Origin of the sequence: Skermanella stibiiresistens SB22 (assembly GCF_000576635.1) — a bacterium.
GTDB classification, from domain to species: Bacteria; Pseudomonadota; Alphaproteobacteria; order Azospirillales; family Azospirillaceae; genus Skermanella; species Skermanella stibiiresistens.
This window is the reverse complement of the sequence record NZ_AVFL01000001.1, coordinates 1-16,781: the sequence shown is the minus strand read 5'-3', so window position 1 is coordinate 16,781 and position 16,781 is coordinate 1. Positions and strand designations below refer to the sequence as shown.

The window sequence follows — 16,781 nt, the reverse complement described above, 5'->3', positions numbered from 1 at the left end:
TCACGTCCGAACGCCTACTCAAACGAACGCCAGGGACTTCTGGAATGGAACTGCTACAAGTAGCCGATGCGGTCGCCCGCGAGAAGAACATCGACCGGGATGAAGTCCTGGAAGCGATGGAGCAGGCGATTCAGAAGGCTGGCCGCTCCAAGTATGGACACGAGCACGATATCCGTGCCCGGATCGACCGGAAGACCGGCGACATCCATTTGATGCGCTATCTGGAAGTGGTCGAGGAGGTCGAGAACGAGGCGACCCAGCTGACCGTTCGCGAAGCCCAGCGCATGAAGAAGGACGCGGCCCTCGGCGAGTTCCTGACCGACGAGCTGCCGCCGATCGATTTCGGCCGCATCGCGGCGCAGACCGCCAAGCAGGTGATCGTCCAGAAGGTGCGCGAGGCGGAACGCCAGCGCCAGTTCAAGGAATACAAGGACCGCATGGGCGAGGTCGTCAACGGCCTGGTCAAGCGGGTCGAGTACGGCAACGTCACCGTCGACCTGGGCCGCGCCGAGGCGATCCTGCGCCGGGACGAGCTGCTGCCGCGCGAACACTTCAAAAACGGCGACCGCGTGCGGGCGTACATCTATGACGTACGGGCCGAGGCGCGCGGTCCGCAGATTTTCCTGTCGCGTACCCACCCGACCTTCATGGCGAAACTGTTCGCCCAGGAAGTGCCGGAGATCTACGACGGCATCATCGAGATCAAGTCGGTCGCCCGCGATCCGGGATCGCGCGCCAAGATCGCCGTGCTCAGCCATGACAGCTCGATCGACCCGGTCGGCGCCTGCGTCGGCATGCGCGGCAGCCGCGTCCAGGCCGTCGTCGGCGAGTTGCAGGGCGAGAAGATCGACATCATTCCCTGGTCGCAGGACCCGGCGACCTTCGTCGTCAACGCGCTGGCCCCGGCCGAAGTCGCCAAGGTGGTGATGGACGAGGAGAGCAAGCGCATTGAAGTCGTGGTTCCGGATGACCAATTGAGTCTGGCGATCGGACGCCGCGGTCAGAACGTGCGGCTCGCCAGCCAGTTGACCGGCTGGGACATCGACATCATGACCGAGAACGAGGAGTCGGAGCGGCGCTCGGAAGAGTTCAAGACCCGCTCGCAGCTCTTCATCGACGCCCTGGACGTGGACGACGTGATCGCCCACCTGCTGGTCGCCGAGGGCTTCTCGTCGGTCGAGGAGATCGCCTTCGCCGAAACCCACGAACTGGCCGAGATCGAGGGCTTCGACGAGGATGTCGCCGAGGAGCTTCGTGAACGCGCCCGCAACTTCCTCGATCAGCGGAACACCGAAATGACCGAACGTCGCCAGGAATTGGGTGTCGCCGACGAGATCGCGGAGATCGAGGGCCTGAGCCCCGTCATGCTGGTCAAGCTCGGCGAGAACGGCGTCAAGACGCTGGACGACTTGGCCGACCTCGCCGGCGACGAGTTGCGCGAGATCGTCGGCAAGGACGCCATGGGCCTGGACGACGCCAACGCGATCATCATGGCCGCCCGCGCCCACTGGTTCACCGAGGATGGTGCGCCGGCCGCCGGTGCGGTGACGACCCAAACGGAACAAGCCGGGACCGAGTAGCGCCGCGAGGCGCCCCGGCGATACCCAATCCCCGAAGGTTCCAGCCCGTTGGAGCCTTCAAGCCTTTCCAAGCCAAGGACCGACCCTGCAACGGATGACCTCACTGAACGCCCACCACACCCCGCCCCCGGAGATGGCTCCCCCGCCCGAAGCGCTCGAGCCCGCACGGCTCGTGTCCGATGGGGCCGAGCTGGAGCCTCTCGAGGAGGAGGCCATCGGTGGCCGGCGCAGCCCCCTGCGGCGCTGCATCGTCACCGGTGCCGTGGCCGACCGGGAGGGCATGATCCGGTTCGCGGTCGCCCCCGACGGTTCGGTCGTGCCGGACCTCGAAGGGACGCTGCCGGGCCGGGGGCTTTGGGTCACGGCGGATCGGGACATCCTGGCCACCGCGGTCTCGAAGAACCGGTTCGCCAAATCCGCCCGCCGCAAGACCAAGGCGGATCCCGGGCTCGTGGCATTGGTGGAAAAGCTGCTCAAGCGGCGTTGCCTCGACATGATCGGCCTTGGCCGTCGTGGCGGGGTGGCGATCGCGGGGTTCGAGAAAGTCCGGGAGTCGCTGCGGAACGGCAAGGCGGGCGCGTTGCTCGCCGCCTCCGACGGCTCCGAGGACGGACGTGGCAAGCTGAGGGGCTTGGCCGGGGACGCGCCGATCGTCGACTTGTTCGACGCGGCCGAACTCGGGCACGCCTTCGGCCGGGATCACGTGGTTCATGCGATGCTGGCGCCCGGTCGGATGGCCGCGCGCTTCCTGCTCGAGTGTCGGCGGTATGCGGCGCTCAGGCGGGGTATCCCGAGTGACGGTAATTGCGGTCCGGCATCGGCCGGCCGGGCAACAGATTTAACGACGAGCTAGTCGGACACAGATGACTGACAGTAACGACCAGGACCGCAAAAAAGTTTTGAGCCTCTCCGGCAAGGGCAAGCTCGAGCTGAAGACCAAACCCGCCGACCCCGCGTCGGTCCGGCAAAGCTTTTCCCATGGCCGGTCGAAGACCGTGACCGTCGAGGTCAAGCGCAAGCGGACCATCGAGAAGGGCGCCGCACCCGGCGTGGCCGACGGCGGCGCCGCCGCGCGCCGGGCCGCCGAGGGTCTGCCCCTCAAGGGCTCGCCCGGTGGCAGGGGACCGCGCGGCCAGCCCGCCGTCCGCCAGCTCACCAAGGAGGAGCGGGAATCGCGCCTCCGCGCCCTCCAGAGCGCCGCCAAGCGTTCGGACGAGGAGCGCAGGCAGCTCGAGGCCGAGCTCGCCGAATCCGCCCTGATCGAGGAGACCATCCTCGTCGAGGAGCCGGTCGAGGAGCCCCAGCTCGACGCCGAGGCCCTGCGCCGGCGTGAGATGGACGAGCTGAAGCGCATCCAGGACGAGGAGCGCGCGGTGGCCGAGGAGGCCGAGCGCCGCCGTCAGGAGGAGGAGGCCAAGCGCAAGGAGGCGGAAGCCGCCAGGCGTCCCGCCACCAAGTCCCCGGGCCGCTCCGACGACGAGGCTCCCGCCGCCCGTTCCGGCGACGACGACCGCCGCCGTCCCGCCACCACGACGCCGCGCGCCGCCGAGACCACGGTCGGCAAGCCGGTGGGCGTGGTCGCCCGCGCCGATGACGACGAGGACGACCGCGGCCGCCGCAAGGTCGGTCCGGGCGCTGGCGGCGGTGCCGCCAAGGCTCCGGCCAAGGCCCCGGCCGCGCCCAAGGGCAAGGCCGGCGATCGCCGCCGCGGCAGCGCCAAGATGACCGTCACCCAGGCGCTGAGCGGCGACGAGTCCGAGCGGACGCGCAGCATGGCCGCCCTTCGCCGGGCCCGTGAGCGCGAGAAGCAGCGCCTCAACAGCCGCCAAGAGATCCAGAAGATCACCCGCGACGTGGTTGTGCCGGAAGTCATCACCGTCCAGGAGCTCGCCAACCGCATGGCCGAGCGGGGCGCCGACGTGATCAAGTCGCTGATGCGCATGGGCGTCATGGCGACGATCAACCAGACCATCGACGCCGACACGGCGGAGCTGGTCGTGGCCGAGTTCGGCCACCGGATGCGCCGCGTCTCGGAATCGGATGTCGAGGTCGGCCTCAAGGGCGACCAGGACATCGACGAGGATCTGATCGCCCGGGCCCCCGTGGTCACGGTCATGGGTCACGTCGACCACGGCAAGACCTCGCTGCTGGACGCCCTGCGCTCCACCGACGTCGCCAGCCGCGAGGCCGGCGGCATCACGCAGCACATCGGCGCCTATCAGGTCCAGCTCGGCTCCGGCGGCAAGATCACCTTCATCGACACCCCCGGCCACGCCGCCTTCACCGAGATGCGGGCGCGCGGCGCCAACGTCACGGACGTGGTGGTGCTGGTCGTGGCCGCCGATGACGGCATCATGCCGCAGACGATCGAGGCCATCCACCACGCCAAGGCGGCGCAGGTTCCGATCATCGTCGCGATCAACAAGTGCGACCTGCCCGACGCGAACCCCGACCGGGTCCGCCAGGAGCTGCTGCAGCACGAGCTGGTCGTCGAGGAGATGGGCGGCGACGTGCTGGCGGTCGAGGTTTCGGCCAAGACCCGCCAGGGCCTCGACAAGATCGAGGAGGCCATCCTGCTCCAGGCCGAGATCCTGGAACTGCGGGCCAATCCGAACCGCGCCGCCGAGGGCGTCGTGATCGAGGCCAAGCTCGAGCGGGGCCGCGGTTCGGTCGCGACCGTGCTGGTCCAGCGCGGCACGCTGCGGGTCGGCGACATCTTCGTCGCCGGCGCCGAGTGGGGCCGCGTGCGCGCCCTGGTCAACGACCGCGGCGCCAGCACCGACACGGCCGGCCCGGCCGAGCCGATCGAGGTGCTGGGTCTCAACGGCACCCCGATGGCCGGCGACGAGTTCGCCGTCGTCGAGACCGAGGCCCGGGCCCGCGAGATCACCGAGTTCCGCCAGCGCAAGAAGCGCGAGGCGGTCGCGGCGGCCGGTTCGCGTGGCACCCTGGAGCAGATGTTCACCCGCATCCAGGCCGGCGAGGCGAAGGAACTGCCGATCGTCATCAAGGGCGACGTGCAGGGTTCGATCGAGGCGATCAGCGGCGCTCTGGAGCGCCTGACCAGCGCCAACACGGAAGTGAAGGTGCGGGTGCTCCACAGCTCGGTGGGCGCCATCAACGAGTCCGACGTGACCCTGGCGAACGCGTCCAAGGCCATGATCTTCGGCTTCAACGTCCGCGCAAATCCCCAAGCGCGCGAGATGGCCAAGCGCGACGGCATCGAGATCCGCTACTACTCGGTCATCTACGATGTCATCGACGATGTCAGGGCGGCGCTGACCGGCATGCTCTCGCCGATCCTGCGCGAGCGGTTCCTGGGCAACGCCCAGATCCGCGAGGTGTTCAACATCACCAAGGTCGGCAAGGTCGCGGGCTGCATGATTACCGAGGGTGTCGTCAAGCGCGGCGCCGGCGTCCGCCTGCTGCGTGACAACGTGGTCATCCACACCGGCACGCTGAAGACCCTGAAGCGCTTTAAGGACGAGGTCCGCGAGGTGCGCGAGGGTTACGAATGCGGCATGGCGTTCGAGAACTACGACAACATCCTCGCGGGCGACGTGATCGAAGCCTACGAGATGGAGGAAGTGGCGCGGCAGCTCTGATCGGCCGCCGTCGCGGAACAGCCCCGCGGCGCCCTCGGGCGTCGCGGGGCGTTTCCAATTCCGGGATCCGACGCGGTCGGTCCCAGGTAACGAACACCAAGTGATGAACAGGGGCAGGAAGCCCACCGACGGCAAGCGGTTCCCCCGTCGGTACCGATCAGCGCCCTGGGCGCCGCCGGTGAAAGAGGAAATTGACCAATGAACAGCAAGCGCGCGGCACGTGGCCCGTCGCAACGCCAATTGCGGGTTGGCGAGGAGTTGCGCCACGCGCTGGCGGAAGTGCTCCGCCGGGGCGATTTCCGTGATCCCGAGTTGCAGAAACTGAACGTCACCGTCACCGAGGTCCGGATCAGTCCGGATCTCCGCAACGCCACCGCCTTCATCACGCCGCTGGGCGGCGGCGAGACCGACGAGGCCGTCACGGCCCTTCGCCGCGCCTCCGCCTTCTTCCGCGGCCAGATGGCCCGCTCGCTCAAGCTCCGCTACGTCCCCACCCTGTCGTTCGAGGCCGACACCTCGTTCGAATACGCCGACCACATCAACCGTCTGCTCCAGGATCCCGAGGTCGCCCGCGACCTGGGCGCCGCCTCGCTAGACCGCGAGGAGGACGACGAGGACGAGGACGGCGAGGACAGCCACAACGGCGTCCACAACGGCATGAACGGCGCCGACGAGGAGGAGGACGAGGACGACGAGGACGACGACGAGGAACTCGAATACGAGGATGACGACGACCTCGACGACGACGAGGACGATGAGGAGGAGAACGAATACGAGGACGAGGAGGAAGGAGACGCCGACAAGCCGGCCCCGCTGAAATCCGCTTCCTCAAAATCCACTCCCCGGGGTCGAGGCCGCCGTGGCGCGTAAGCGCAAGGGTGTGCCCATCCACGGCTGGCTCGTCATCGACAAGCCGGCCGGTATGACCTCCACGCAAGTCATGTCGCGCGTCCGCCGCCTGCTCAACGCCGAGAAGGCGGGGCACGGCGGCACCCTCGACCCGATCGCCACCGGCGTGCTGCCGATCGCGTTCGGCGAGGCGACCAAGACGGTCGCCTACGCCATGGACGGCGCCAAGACCTACCGCTTCCGGCTCCGCTGGGGCGAGCAGACCACCACCGACGACCTCGAGGGCAGCGTCATCGCCACCCACCCGAAGCGTCCGACCGAGGACGAGATCGAGGTGGCGCTGGAGGCCTTCCAGGGCGAGATCTCCCAGGTTCCGCCGCAGTTCTCGGCCATCAAGGTCGATGGCGAGCGGGCCTACGATCTGGCCCGCGAGGGCGAGGTCTTCGAGCTGGCGGCGAGAATCGTGCGGATCGACGGGTTCCACCTGATCGGCCTGCCCGACGCCGACCACGCCGATTTCGAGGTCGAGTGCGGCAAGGGCACCTACATGCGCAGCCTCGCGCGCGACTTGGCGCTGGCGTTGGGTACCGTCGGGCACATCACGCGCCTGCGGCGGCTCAATGTCGGCTCCTTCACCCTCGAAAAGGCGATTTCGCTGGACGATCTGGCGGCCATGGACCATGTTGCGGCCGTCGAAACACTTCTTCTTCCGATCGAGACGGCGCTGGACGACATCCCGGCGTTCGCCCTGACGGAGGCTGAGGCGCACCGACTGAGACTAGGGCAAACGGTGGCGTTGTTGCGCCGGCAGGATCGCGAAAGGCTGGATGGCCTGGACTACGATCCGTCGGGCGACGGTGCTGTCGTTTTGGCTGTTTCCGGCGGCAAGCCGGTGGCGCTGGCCCGCGTCGAAGGGGCGGAGATCCGCCCGGTGCGAGTGCTGAACCTTTAAGCTCAACCCGATTTGATTGGAGATACCCGATGTCGATCACTCCCGAGCGCAAGCAGGAACTGATCAAGGAATACACGACCGGCGCCAACGACACCGGTTCACCCGAAGTGCAGGTCGCGATCCTGTCCGAGCGCATCCGGAACCTGACCGAGCACCTGCAGACGCACAAGAAGGACTTCCACAGCCGTCGCGGCCTGCTCGTCATGGTCGGCCAGCGCCGCAGCCTGCTGGATTACCTGAAGCGCAAGAAGGTCAGCCGCTACGAGCAGCTGATCCAGCGTCTCGGCCTGCGCCGCTGACGCGCCGATAGCCGCGGATCGCCGATCGGACACCCTCGTTTGCCGATATCAGCCGGGATCGTCGACCCACCGGGCTTCGCGCCGCGAAGTGGGCGTCCGGCTGCGCCACCCTCCGCGGCGCACCTGGTCTCCTCCCGTCCACCGGACCATTTTCGGGGACGGGAGATACCGCCGGGATCATTCCCCGGACCTATTTCATTGATGAGCTTTGCCAGCCGGCCCGGACGCGTTCCCGGTCGGCTTTCGGCCTGTGCTCATGCGGGCCTGTTTTCACGCGGGGTCGAGAACGACTGAGGACCCCGGCCCTTGCCATCCAATCCGGGATGGTTGGGGCGTCGGATGGAAGGAAGAAACAATGTTCAACGTCCACAGAAAAGAAATCGAATGGGGCGGGCGCAAGCTGGTGCTCGAGACCGGTAAGGTCGCGCGTCAGGCCGATGGCGCCGTGATGGCGACGTATGGCGAGACGACGGTGCTCTGCACCGTGGTGGCGGCCAAGTCCCCCAAGCCCGGTATCGATTTCTTTCCGCTGACGGTCAACTACCAGGAGAAGGCGTTCGCCGCCGGCAAGATCCCGGGTGGCTTCTTCAAGCGCGAGGGCCGTCCCTCCGAGAAGGAGACGCTGGTCAGCCGCCTGATCGACCGTCCGATCCGTCCCCTGTTCGCCGATGGTTTCCGCAACGAGACGCAGGTCATCTGCACCGTGCTGAGCCACGACATGGAGAACGATCCCGACATCGTCGCCATGATCGGCACCTCCGCCGCCCTGACCATCTCCGGCATCCCGTTCCTGGGTCCGATCGGCGCCGCCCGCGTCAGCTACCGGAACGGCGAGTACACGCTGAACCCGCTGGTCGACGACGCCGAGGGTGACCTGGACCTGGTGGTCGCCGGCACCGTCGACGGCGTGCTGATGGTCGAGTCCGAGGCCGACGAGCTGTCCGAGGACATCATGCTCGGCGCCGTCATGTTCGGCCATCGCGGTTTCCAGCCCGTCATCAACGCCATCATCGAGCTGGCCGAGCAGTGCGCCAAGGAGCCGTGGGACATGCCCACGTCGCCCTACGACGCCACCGCCATCAAGGCCAAGGTCAAGGCCGCCGTCGGTGAGGACATCACCGCCGCCTACTCGGAAAAGCGCAAGCAGGACCGTCAGACCAAGCTGGGCGCCGCCAAGCAGAAGGCGCTGGAGGCCCTGACCTCCGACGAGATCCCGGCCGAGGCCATCGCGGCGACCTTCAAGGACGTCGAGGCCGACGTGCTGCGCGGCTCGGTGATCGACACCGGCCGCCGCATCGACGGCCGCTCGACCACCGACATCCGCCAGATCGTGGCCGAGGTCGGCATCCTGCCGCGCGCCCATGGTTCCGCCCTGTTCACCCGCGGCGAGACCCAAGCGCTCGTGGTCGCGACACTCGGCACCAGCCAGGACGAGCAGATCATCGACGCGCTGGAAGGCGAGTACCGTGAGAGCTTCATGCTCCACTACAACTTCCCTCCCTACTCGGTCGGCGAGGCGGGCCGCGTCGGCTCCCCCGGCCGCCGAGAGATCGGGCACGGCAAGCTGGCGTGGCGCGCGGTGCGGCCGCTGCTCCCGACCAAGGAGCAGTTCCCCTACACCATGCGGATCGTCTCGGAGATCACCGAGTCCAACGGTTCCTCGTCGATGGCGACCGTCTGCGGCACCTCGCTGGCCCTGATGGACGCCGGCGCTCCCCTGCCCCGCCCAGTCGCCGGCATCGCGATGGGCCTGATCAAGGAGGATCGCGGCTTCGCCGTGCTGTCCGACATCCTCGGCGACGAGGATCACCTGGGCGACATGGACTTCAAGGTGGCCGGCACCGACGCCGGCATCACGGCGCTCCAGATGGACATCAAGATCACCTCGATCACCGAGGAGATCATGCGGGTGGCGCTCGACCAGGCGCGCGGCGGACGGCTGCACATCCTGGGCGAGATGGCCAAGGCGATCGGCGGCGCCCGCGACGCGGTCAACCAGAACGCCCCGCGCATCACGATCATCAACATCCCCAAGGAGAAGATCCGCGACGTGATCGGCTCCGGCGGCAAGGTGATCCGCGAGATCGTCGAGCAGACCGGCGCCAAGATCGACATCGAGGATGACGGCACCGTCAAGGTCGCCGCCGTCGACGCCAAGGCCGGCCAGGCCGCGATCGACTGGATCCGCGGCATCGTCGCCGAGCCGGAGCTGGGCGTCGTCTACACCGGCAAGGTGGTCAAGGTTGTCGACTTCGGCGCCTTCGTCAACTTCTTGGGGTCACGCGACGGTCTGGTCCACATCTCCGAGCTGAAGAACGAGCGCGTCGGCAAAGTCGCCGACGTCGTCAAGCAAGGCGATGAGGTCAAGGTCAAGGTCCTGGGCTTCGACGATCGCGGCAAGGTCAAGCTCTCGATGAAGCAGGTCGACCAGGAGACCGGCGAGGACTTGACCAAGAAGGACGAGTAGGCATCTGGATAGGGCGCCGCCCGGCTTCCAGCCGGGTGGCGCCGTTCCATATGATTGGTGGGAACGTTTCACGGGCTCCGTTTGTTGGATCTGGCTCAAGGTTCAACCCGTGTGCGACGCCCAATCAATTGGGACGCGGAAGGGCTTTCACCCGACCGCGATCCCATTGTTTCAAGCCGAAATCCAGGATCACCCATCCGGGGATGGCGCACGGGACCTGATATTCAGGAGACCGGACTTGCAACCACCCTCCAAAGGCATGGACAACATCGCCGTGTTCAACCACCCGTCGCGGGAGAATCCTTTCCGCAGCGTGGTCGAGGGCAGCCGCATGCCAATAGTCGTCACCGATCCCAATCTCGACGACAATCCCATCGTCTTCGCCAATCAGGCCTTCGTCGACATGACGGGCTACGATCTGGCCGAGATCCTCGGCAACAACTGCCGGTTCCTGCAAGGCCCAGAATCCGATCCGTCCGCGAGACGGCTGATCGTCGAGGCGATCGCCCAGCGGCGCGACGTGAAGGTCGAGATCCTGAATTACCGTAAGAACGGCACCCCATTCTGGAACGAGCTGTACATCAGCCCGATCCACGATGACGACGGCAACCTGCTGTATTTCTTCGGTTCCCAGCTGGATTGCACCCTGCGCCGCCAAGCGGAGTCGCGCATCCGCGACGCCCACGCCCAGTTGGAGCGCCGGGTCGAGGAACGGACCCGCGACCTGGAACAGGCGTTGCGGCACCGCGAGGTCCTGCTCCACGAACTTCAGCACCGCGTCAAGAACAACCTCCAGGTGATGGCCAGCCTGATCAGGTTGCAGGCCAGCCGAAGCGCCGATCCGGTTCAGCGGGCCGGCTTCGACAACCTGCTCCACCGTATCGGCGCGCTGGAACTGATCTACCGCAAGCTCTACACCGGAGAGGCCGGCCCGACCCTGGAATTGGGCGGTTACCTGTCCGAGATCTGCGACACGCTCGCGGCGTTCCACGGCCCCGATCGCGGCATCGTGGTGGAGGCCCGAACCGAGCCCTGCCACGTTCCGCTCGACACCGCGCTACCCGTGGGCCTGATCCTGAACGAGTTGGTCACCAACAGCTTCCGCCACGCCTTCGCCGACCGCGAGGCCGGCACCATCCAGCTCGACCTGCGCCCCTTGGAGCGGGAGCGTTGGGAACTGCGGATCGCCGACGATGGCGTGGGCGCCCAGGGCGGCATGGACTGGGAAACCAACAACAACCTCGGCCTATCGCTGGTCCGGTCGCTCGCCAACCAGATCCAGGCCACGGTGGAGGTCGACGGCGACACGGGCACCCTGTTCACCCTGACCTTCGCGGCCACCGCCGATGGCGCCTCGTCGTCCGGCGCCGTAGCGGTGTAGTTTCAGTACAACAATGCGCAACCGTAGGTCTGGTAGAGCGAAGCGGCACCCGACAAGCAGGCGCGTCAGGAGTGACGTCGGGTGCCGCTTCGCTATAGCCGACCTACGATCCACAGCCTTTAATAGACGATAAAGCTCACACCCGCGCCATGAAATAGCGCCCCGGCCGCACCGAGGGTGGTGGTCGCAGCGCTTCCCACTCTGGCACGCCAAGGTCCTGGTCGCTCACCACCACGCCACCGGGCGCCATCAGGCGCCGCAGGCGGGGTGCCAGGAAAGCCGCCAGCTCGGCGTTGGCCGCGGGATCGCCCGATCCGATGTCGATGTGGGCCAGCGCCGCCGGCGCGCCGATCACCTCCCCGGCCGTGTCCAGCGTCTCGCGCAGGTCGCCCAGCAACAGGCATTCGTCCGGCGGGACGCAGTCGGGATGGGCCGCCACCTGCCGTTCGAAGACATAGATCAACCGCTCGGGAAACAGCATGCGCAGGTGGTCATAGGTCCGGCCATTGCCCAAGCCGAACTCCAGCACCGGCCCCGGAACGTCGCGGATCAACTCCGCGGCCGCGTTGAGACAGTCGCGCTGTGCGCTGACCCGTCTGATGAAACTGTCCAACCGGCTCATGAAGGCCTTCCATTTGAATTCACATCGGGTGGGACGCCGAATGGGCGACGGCCTCGCGCAACTGCCGGGTCGTGTTCTCCAGGCGCTGGGCCAGCACCCGCATGATCTCCACCGCCATCTGCGGAAACTCGGTGACCATGCGGAAGAACAGATCCTTCGAGATGCATAGCGTGGTCATGTCGGTCACGGCGACCACGCTGGCGGTACGCGGCACGTCGCACAGGATGGCGATCTCACCGATGAAGTCATTGCGGCCAACCTTGGCGACCGTCAACGGCCCGTTCGGCGTATCGACCATCACGTCCGCCTCTCCAGCCACGATGATGAACGCGCTGCTGCCCATCTCGTTCTGATGGAACAGCACGTCGCCGGCATGGAACGCGACCCGCTCGCTGGTGAAGGCCAGCAGCTTCAGCTTGCTGGTCTCCACATTGGTGAACATGGGGATCCTGCGCAGCAGTTCGACTTCCTCGGCGAGACTCACGATCACAACTCCTATTCTCGGCGGCTATTCCTTGGCTGGTGCCCGTCCTGTGATGCCTACTTATGCGCTACCGATACGACAGGTCCGTTAACACGGCGTCATTCGGCCGCCAGCAACTCGTGCATGACGGTTCCCGGCTTGTCCAGTTCCTGGTAACTGCCGTGCTCGGCGATCTGCCCGGAACGCAGCACCAGGGTCTGCGCGAAGCGGCGGGCCATGCTCGGCCTATGCAATACCCATACCACTCCCTTGCCCTTCCGCTCCTCCAGGATGGCGTCGTGGATGCGGGTTTGGCTGGCGCCATCCAGGCCGGCGGTCGCCTCGTTGATCACCAGCAGGTCGGGGTTCTTCAGCAAGGCCCGCGCCAGCGCCACCTTCTGCCGCTGGACCCGCGACAGCCGGGAACCCGACACCCCGACATAGTGGTCCAGGCCGATCTCCTGGATCGTCTCGCGCAGCTGAAGCTCGTCGATCACCTGCGCCACCAGCCGTCCGACCTTGCCGCCGGTCTGCGCCTGGCCATAGGCGACCTTACCGAACAGGATGTTGTCCTGAATGGTCGACGCGGTGTTGTAGCGATCCTCCACGAAGAACTCGACGCTCGCCCGCAGGCTGTCGGGCAGGTCGCGGGCGAAGGTGTGGCGCGCCTCCAGCAGCCGCCGCTCCATGCCGTCGTCGATCAAGCCCAACCGATGGCGTGCCGGGATCAGCTTGAACGGCAGCGCCATCATCCGGCGCTTCTCCTCCGGCTTCAGGCTGTCGACGCCGTCCTTGTCGGCCTTGGCGACCATCGGCTGGAAGTCCGGCAGCTCCTCGGAGGAGATGAAGCTGAACTGCTCGAAGAACTGATGGCCGGGCGGCAGGTCGGCGAACAGTTCGATCATCGTGCGGGCAACCTGCACGCCCATGGTCAGGAAATCGCGCGTCAGATCAACCTTCTGGAGCACCTCCAGCACATAGGCGTTCTCGGCCATGGCATCGACCGAGAAGACCGGACCAACCGGGCTGCCGAACAGCAGATTTTCCGCCACCGTGGCGTTGTTGTTGAACCGCTCGGGATGCCAGATCTCCACCAGCGACCGCATCGACGGCTGCGCCAGCTCGGCCCGCAGCGCCGCGCGCGCCTCCAGGATGCGTGTGACCACATCCTCGTTCGTGTCGTTCTCCAGCGTCCCGTTCAGGCCCAGCCGATAGACGTCATCGGCCAGATCGACCATGCCCAGGATCGCCAGTGTCCGCTTCCGCAGGCTCTCGGGGCCATCGCATCCCGCCGAGACATAATCGATCCAGTCCGCGTCCAGCGAGAAGTCGGTGTTGCCCGCCTCCTTCGCCTCCTTCGCCCGCCGCAGCCGCTCGGCGGCGCGGTCGTCCCCTTCCTCCAGCGTCAAGGGCCGGTGGCGGAGCCCATAGTACAGGTTGTCGCGCAGACTGGCGGTGAACATGTAGCTGTTCTGGCCGACATAGGCGATCCGCCGCCCCGTGACGGCCTCGGGCAGGTGCGACAGGTCCTGGTCACCGACCCGGATGCGGCCGGCGGTCGGCATCAGCAAGCGCGCCGCCAGCATCGCGAACTCGTCCCGCCCGGCTCCGCCAACCAGCGCCGTATGTCCGTCCAGCGGCAACGTACAGGAAACGCCGTCCAGGATCTTCGGTCCGTTCTCCTCGCCGAAGCCGACATTGCTGAAGACCATCGGCGCCGTCAGGCGCGTGTTCGGATCGGCGTCGCTGGCCAGCAACGCCGCCGGCATCAGCTCCGGCACGTCGAATTGCTCGATCACCTGCTCATACTTGATCCGGATGTCCTCCTTCGCCTGATAGTAATCAAGCAGCTCCTTCCACGGACCGGCCAAGTCCTTGTAGGCGGCCAGCACGGCGACCAGCGAACCGAAGCTGATGCTGCCCTTGATCACCAGATAACCACCGATCGAGTAGAAGAAGAACGGCGTCAGCTGGTTGATGAAGTTGTTCAGGAACTTGATGAAGAACTTGCGCTGGAATATCTCGAACCGGATATCATAGACATCGCCATAGCGGTGCGCGATATCGGCCAGATGCCAGGCCGAGGTGTCGTGGGCGTGGATCTCGCTGACGCCGGACACCGACTCGCCGATCCGGTCGGAGATCTGGCGCATCGCCCGCACGCGCTGCTTGCCGAGCTGGTTGACCTTGCGCTGGAGCCGCGGGATCAGCCATCCCTGGAATGGATACAGCGAGACCGCCGCCGCCCCCAGGATCGGGTCCTGCATGAAGATGAAGACGAGATAGACCAGCAGCGTGCCGCCCTGGAACACCGGCAGCGCTATCGAGTCGCCGATGAAACCGCCCAGCGGCTCGACCTCGGCCGTGATCATCGGGATGATCTCGCCCTGGCTGACCTTGCGGAAGCGTGGCAGCGGGAACCGCAGGACCCTGATATAAAGCTCGTAGCGGAGCCGCCGCAGCATCCGTTCGCCCAGCCGGCCCTTCAGCGTGTTGATGCGGAACTTGAAGACGCCGTTGATCACCACCAGGACCAGGAACATCCCCGACAGCAGCATCAGGTACGGCACCTGTTCGAACTCGAACCCAAAGAACTCCTTGGGAAAGTTCTGGCCCCCGATGGCGTCGTTGACGATCTGTTTGGGCAACTCCAATGAATAATAAAGAAAGGGAAAGGAGAGCAAAGTGAGCACGAGAACGACCACCTGCTGCCGCGTACTATAGCGCAGCACGAAGCGAAAGATGCTCTTTTCCATACCACTGATGTCCGAAATGTGTTCCCGCCTTGATCAGCATTGATCGGCCGTGACCAACCTTGATCACGGCGGCGGGAAAAAAGTGGAGCCGAGAGTACCTGATGGGGAGGCACCCGGCAATTCACATGGTCGATAACCTGCTATTCTGCTAGAGACAGACGATGGCATTGACCCCTATGGGGACCCCTGTGGGTTTCCTGCGCCACAGGTTGGCCGCACCACCGCAAGCGACAGTGTGAGCAGAGGCACATGAGCAACCGCATCGGGCCAATCCGAGACCACGTGCGCGAGCACAGGCGTGTGCTGATCTACAGCCACGACACCTTCGGTCTCGGCCATCTCCGGCGGTGCCGGACGATCGCCCATGCGCTGGTCGAACGCGACAAGGGCATGTCGGTCCTGATCCTGTCCGGCTCGCCGATCATCGGCAGCTTCGATTTCCGCAGCCGCGTCGACTTCGTCCGCGTCCCCGGCGTGATCAAGCTGCGCGACGGGGACTACACCTCGCTCAACCTGCACATCGACATCGAGGAGACGCTCGCCATGCGGGCGTCGATCATCCGCCACACGGCGGAGATCTTCGACCCCGACCTGTTCATCGTCGACAAGGAGCCGCTGGGCCTGCGCGGCGAGGTGTTGGAAACCCTGCAAATGCTCAAGAGCCGCGGCACACCGCTGGTGCTGGGCCTGCGCGACGTGATGGACGAGCCGGCGGCCCTGGCGCCCGAGTGGGAGCGGAAAAAGGTCATGCCTGCGCTCGACAAGCTCTACGACGAGGTCTGGGTCTACGGGCTACCGCAGATCTGCGACCCGTTGGAAGGGGTCAAGGTGCCGCCGTCCGTCCGCCGCAAGATGGTCTACACCGGTTACCTGGAGCGCAAGACCTCGGTCAACGCCGCCGTACCCGACATGCCGGACACGCCCTACATCCTGGTCACCCCCGGCGGCGGCGGCGACGGCGAGGACATGGTCGACTGGGTGCTGCGCGCCTACGAGCACGACCCCGACCTGCCGAACCGCGCCCTGATCGTGCTCGGTCCCTTCATGCAGCGGGAGCTTCAGACCGAATTCCTGGCCCGCGCGGCGGCCTTGCCCAAGGTCGAGGCGCTGACCTTCGAGGCCCAGTTGGAAACCCTGATGGCGAACGCGGTCGGCGTCGTCGCCATGGGCGGCTACAACACGTTCTGCGAGATCCTGTCGTTCGACAAGCGGGCGCTGATCGTGCCGCGCATGGTGCCGCGGCTGGAACAGTACATCCGGGCCAGCCGGGCGCAGGAGCTGGGGCTGGTCAGCATGCTGCCGGACGACGGCGCCCGTGACGCCGAGGCCATGGCGGCGGCGCTGCGGCACTTGCCCCAGCAGCATGTCCCGTCCGATGTGATCGTCCCTGGCCTGCTCGACGGGCTGGAGAACGTCAACCGGCTGGCCGAGCGCCACTTGTCGATGCCGCGCCGCCCGGCCCGCCGGCCCACCTTGCGCCGCCGCGCCTGAGGGCCGTCGCCGTGCCGCCCATGGTATCGATCTTGATCGCCCCATCGTGACCGTCTGCGTCGTCGTCAAGGGCTGGCCCCGGCTGTCCGAAACCTTCATCGCGCAGGAACTGGTCGGGCTGGAACGGCGGGGCGTCAAGCTCGCCCTGTTCTCGCTGCGCCACCCGACCGACAAGGCCACCCACGCGCTGCATGGGCGGCTCCAGGCGCCGGTGACCTACCTGCCGGAATACCTCCATGACGAGCCGGCCCGGGTCGCCCGCGCCCTGGCCGCCGCCCGGCGCATGCCCGGCTGGCGCGACGCCCGGCGGGTCTGG

The 16,781-nt window shown here is 66.5% G+C and carries 11 protein-coding genes and 2 pseudogenes; 10 read left to right on the top strand and 3 right to left on the bottom strand.

The window, feature by feature from the left end:
• Nucleotides 1-44 precede the first annotated feature (44 nt).
• The 8 genes and pseudogenes from nusA (at nucleotide 45) to N825_RS00030 (ending at nucleotide 11,133) form a co-directional block, all read left to right on the top strand.
• Complete coding sequence (nusA, locus tag N825_RS00065; RefSeq protein WP_051511312.1) at nucleotides 45-1,580, top strand: transcription termination factor NusA; 1,536 nt, start codon at nucleotides 45-47, stop codon at nucleotides 1,578-1,580.
• A 172-nt stretch (nucleotides 1,581-1,752) separates the two neighbouring features.
• Nucleotides 1,753-2,433 carry an RNA-binding protein gene (locus N825_RS00060; protein ID WP_245612953.1) on the top strand — a complete coding sequence of 227 codons (681 nt, stop codon included), beginning with the start codon at nucleotides 1,753-1,755 and terminating at the stop codon, nucleotides 2,431-2,433.
• A 10-nt stretch (nucleotides 2,434-2,443) separates the two neighbouring features.
• Nucleotides 2,444-5,185: a translation initiation factor IF-2 gene (gene infB, locus N825_RS00055; protein ID WP_037445786.1), complete on the top strand. Its 2,742-nt coding sequence runs from the start codon at nucleotides 2,444-2,446 to the stop codon at nucleotides 5,183-5,185.
• 198 nt (nucleotides 5,186-5,383) lie between these two features.
• Nucleotides 5,384-5,872 (top strand): annotated as a pseudogene (gene rbfA, locus N825_RS37475) (30S ribosome-binding factor RbfA); the annotation flags it as partial.
• Between the two features lie 172 nt (nucleotides 5,873-6,044).
• On the top strand, nucleotides 6,045-6,986 hold the full coding sequence (truB, locus tag N825_RS00045) for a tRNA pseudouridine(55) synthase TruB (RefSeq protein WP_037445784.1): 942 nt from the start codon (nucleotides 6,045-6,047) through the stop codon (nucleotides 6,984-6,986).
• Nucleotides 6,987-7,015: 29 nt separating this feature from the next.
• Nucleotides 7,016-7,285 (top strand): 30S ribosomal protein S15, encoded by a 270-nt coding sequence (gene rpsO, locus N825_RS00040; protein ID WP_037445782.1) that lies wholly within the window; start codon nucleotides 7,016-7,018, stop codon nucleotides 7,283-7,285.
• A gap of 355 nt (nucleotides 7,286-7,640) precedes the next feature.
• A complete protein-coding gene (gene pnp / locus N825_RS00035) occupies nucleotides 7,641-9,752 on the top strand; it encodes a polyribonucleotide nucleotidyltransferase (protein WP_037445780.1) in 2,112 nt (703 codons plus the stop codon).
• Nucleotides 9,753-9,990: 238 nt separating this feature from the next.
• A complete protein-coding gene (locus N825_RS00030; protein ID WP_157618894.1) occupies nucleotides 9,991-11,133 on the top strand; it encodes a PAS domain-containing protein in 1,143 nt (380 codons plus the stop codon).
• Nucleotides 11,134-11,269: 136 nt separating this feature from the next.
• On the opposite strand, the gene N825_RS00025 is transcribed toward N825_RS00030, so the two are convergent.
• From N825_RS00025 to N825_RS00015, 3 genes are all read right to left on the bottom strand, one after another.
• Complete coding sequence (locus tag N825_RS00025; RefSeq protein ID WP_037445778.1) at nucleotides 11,270-11,755, bottom strand: class I SAM-dependent methyltransferase; 486 nt, start codon at nucleotides 11,753-11,755, stop codon at nucleotides 11,270-11,272.
• Between the two features lie 19 nt (nucleotides 11,756-11,774).
• Nucleotides 11,775-12,239, bottom strand: coding sequence for a cyclic nucleotide-binding domain-containing protein (locus N825_RS00020; protein WP_037446213.1), 465 nt, complete (start codon nucleotides 12,237-12,239; stop codon nucleotides 11,775-11,777).
• A gap of 98 nt (nucleotides 12,240-12,337) precedes the next feature.
• A complete protein-coding gene (locus N825_RS00015) occupies nucleotides 12,338-14,974 on the bottom strand; it encodes an ABC transporter ATP-binding protein (RefSeq protein ID WP_037445776.1) in 2,637 nt (878 codons plus the stop codon).
• A gap of 249 nt (nucleotides 14,975-15,223) precedes the next feature.
• On the opposite strand from N825_RS00015, the gene N825_RS00010 reads away from it, so the two are divergent.
• The gene (locus tag N825_RS00010; protein ID WP_051511309.1) at nucleotides 15,224-16,465 is read left to right on the top strand and encodes a glycosyltransferase family protein; all 1,242 of its coding nucleotides are present in this window, start codon (nucleotides 15,224-15,226) and stop codon (nucleotides 16,463-16,465) included.
• A 46-nt stretch (nucleotides 16,466-16,511) separates the two neighbouring features.
• Nucleotides 16,512-16,781 (top strand): annotated as a pseudogene (locus N825_RS00005) (colanic acid biosynthesis glycosyltransferase WcaL); the annotation flags it as partial.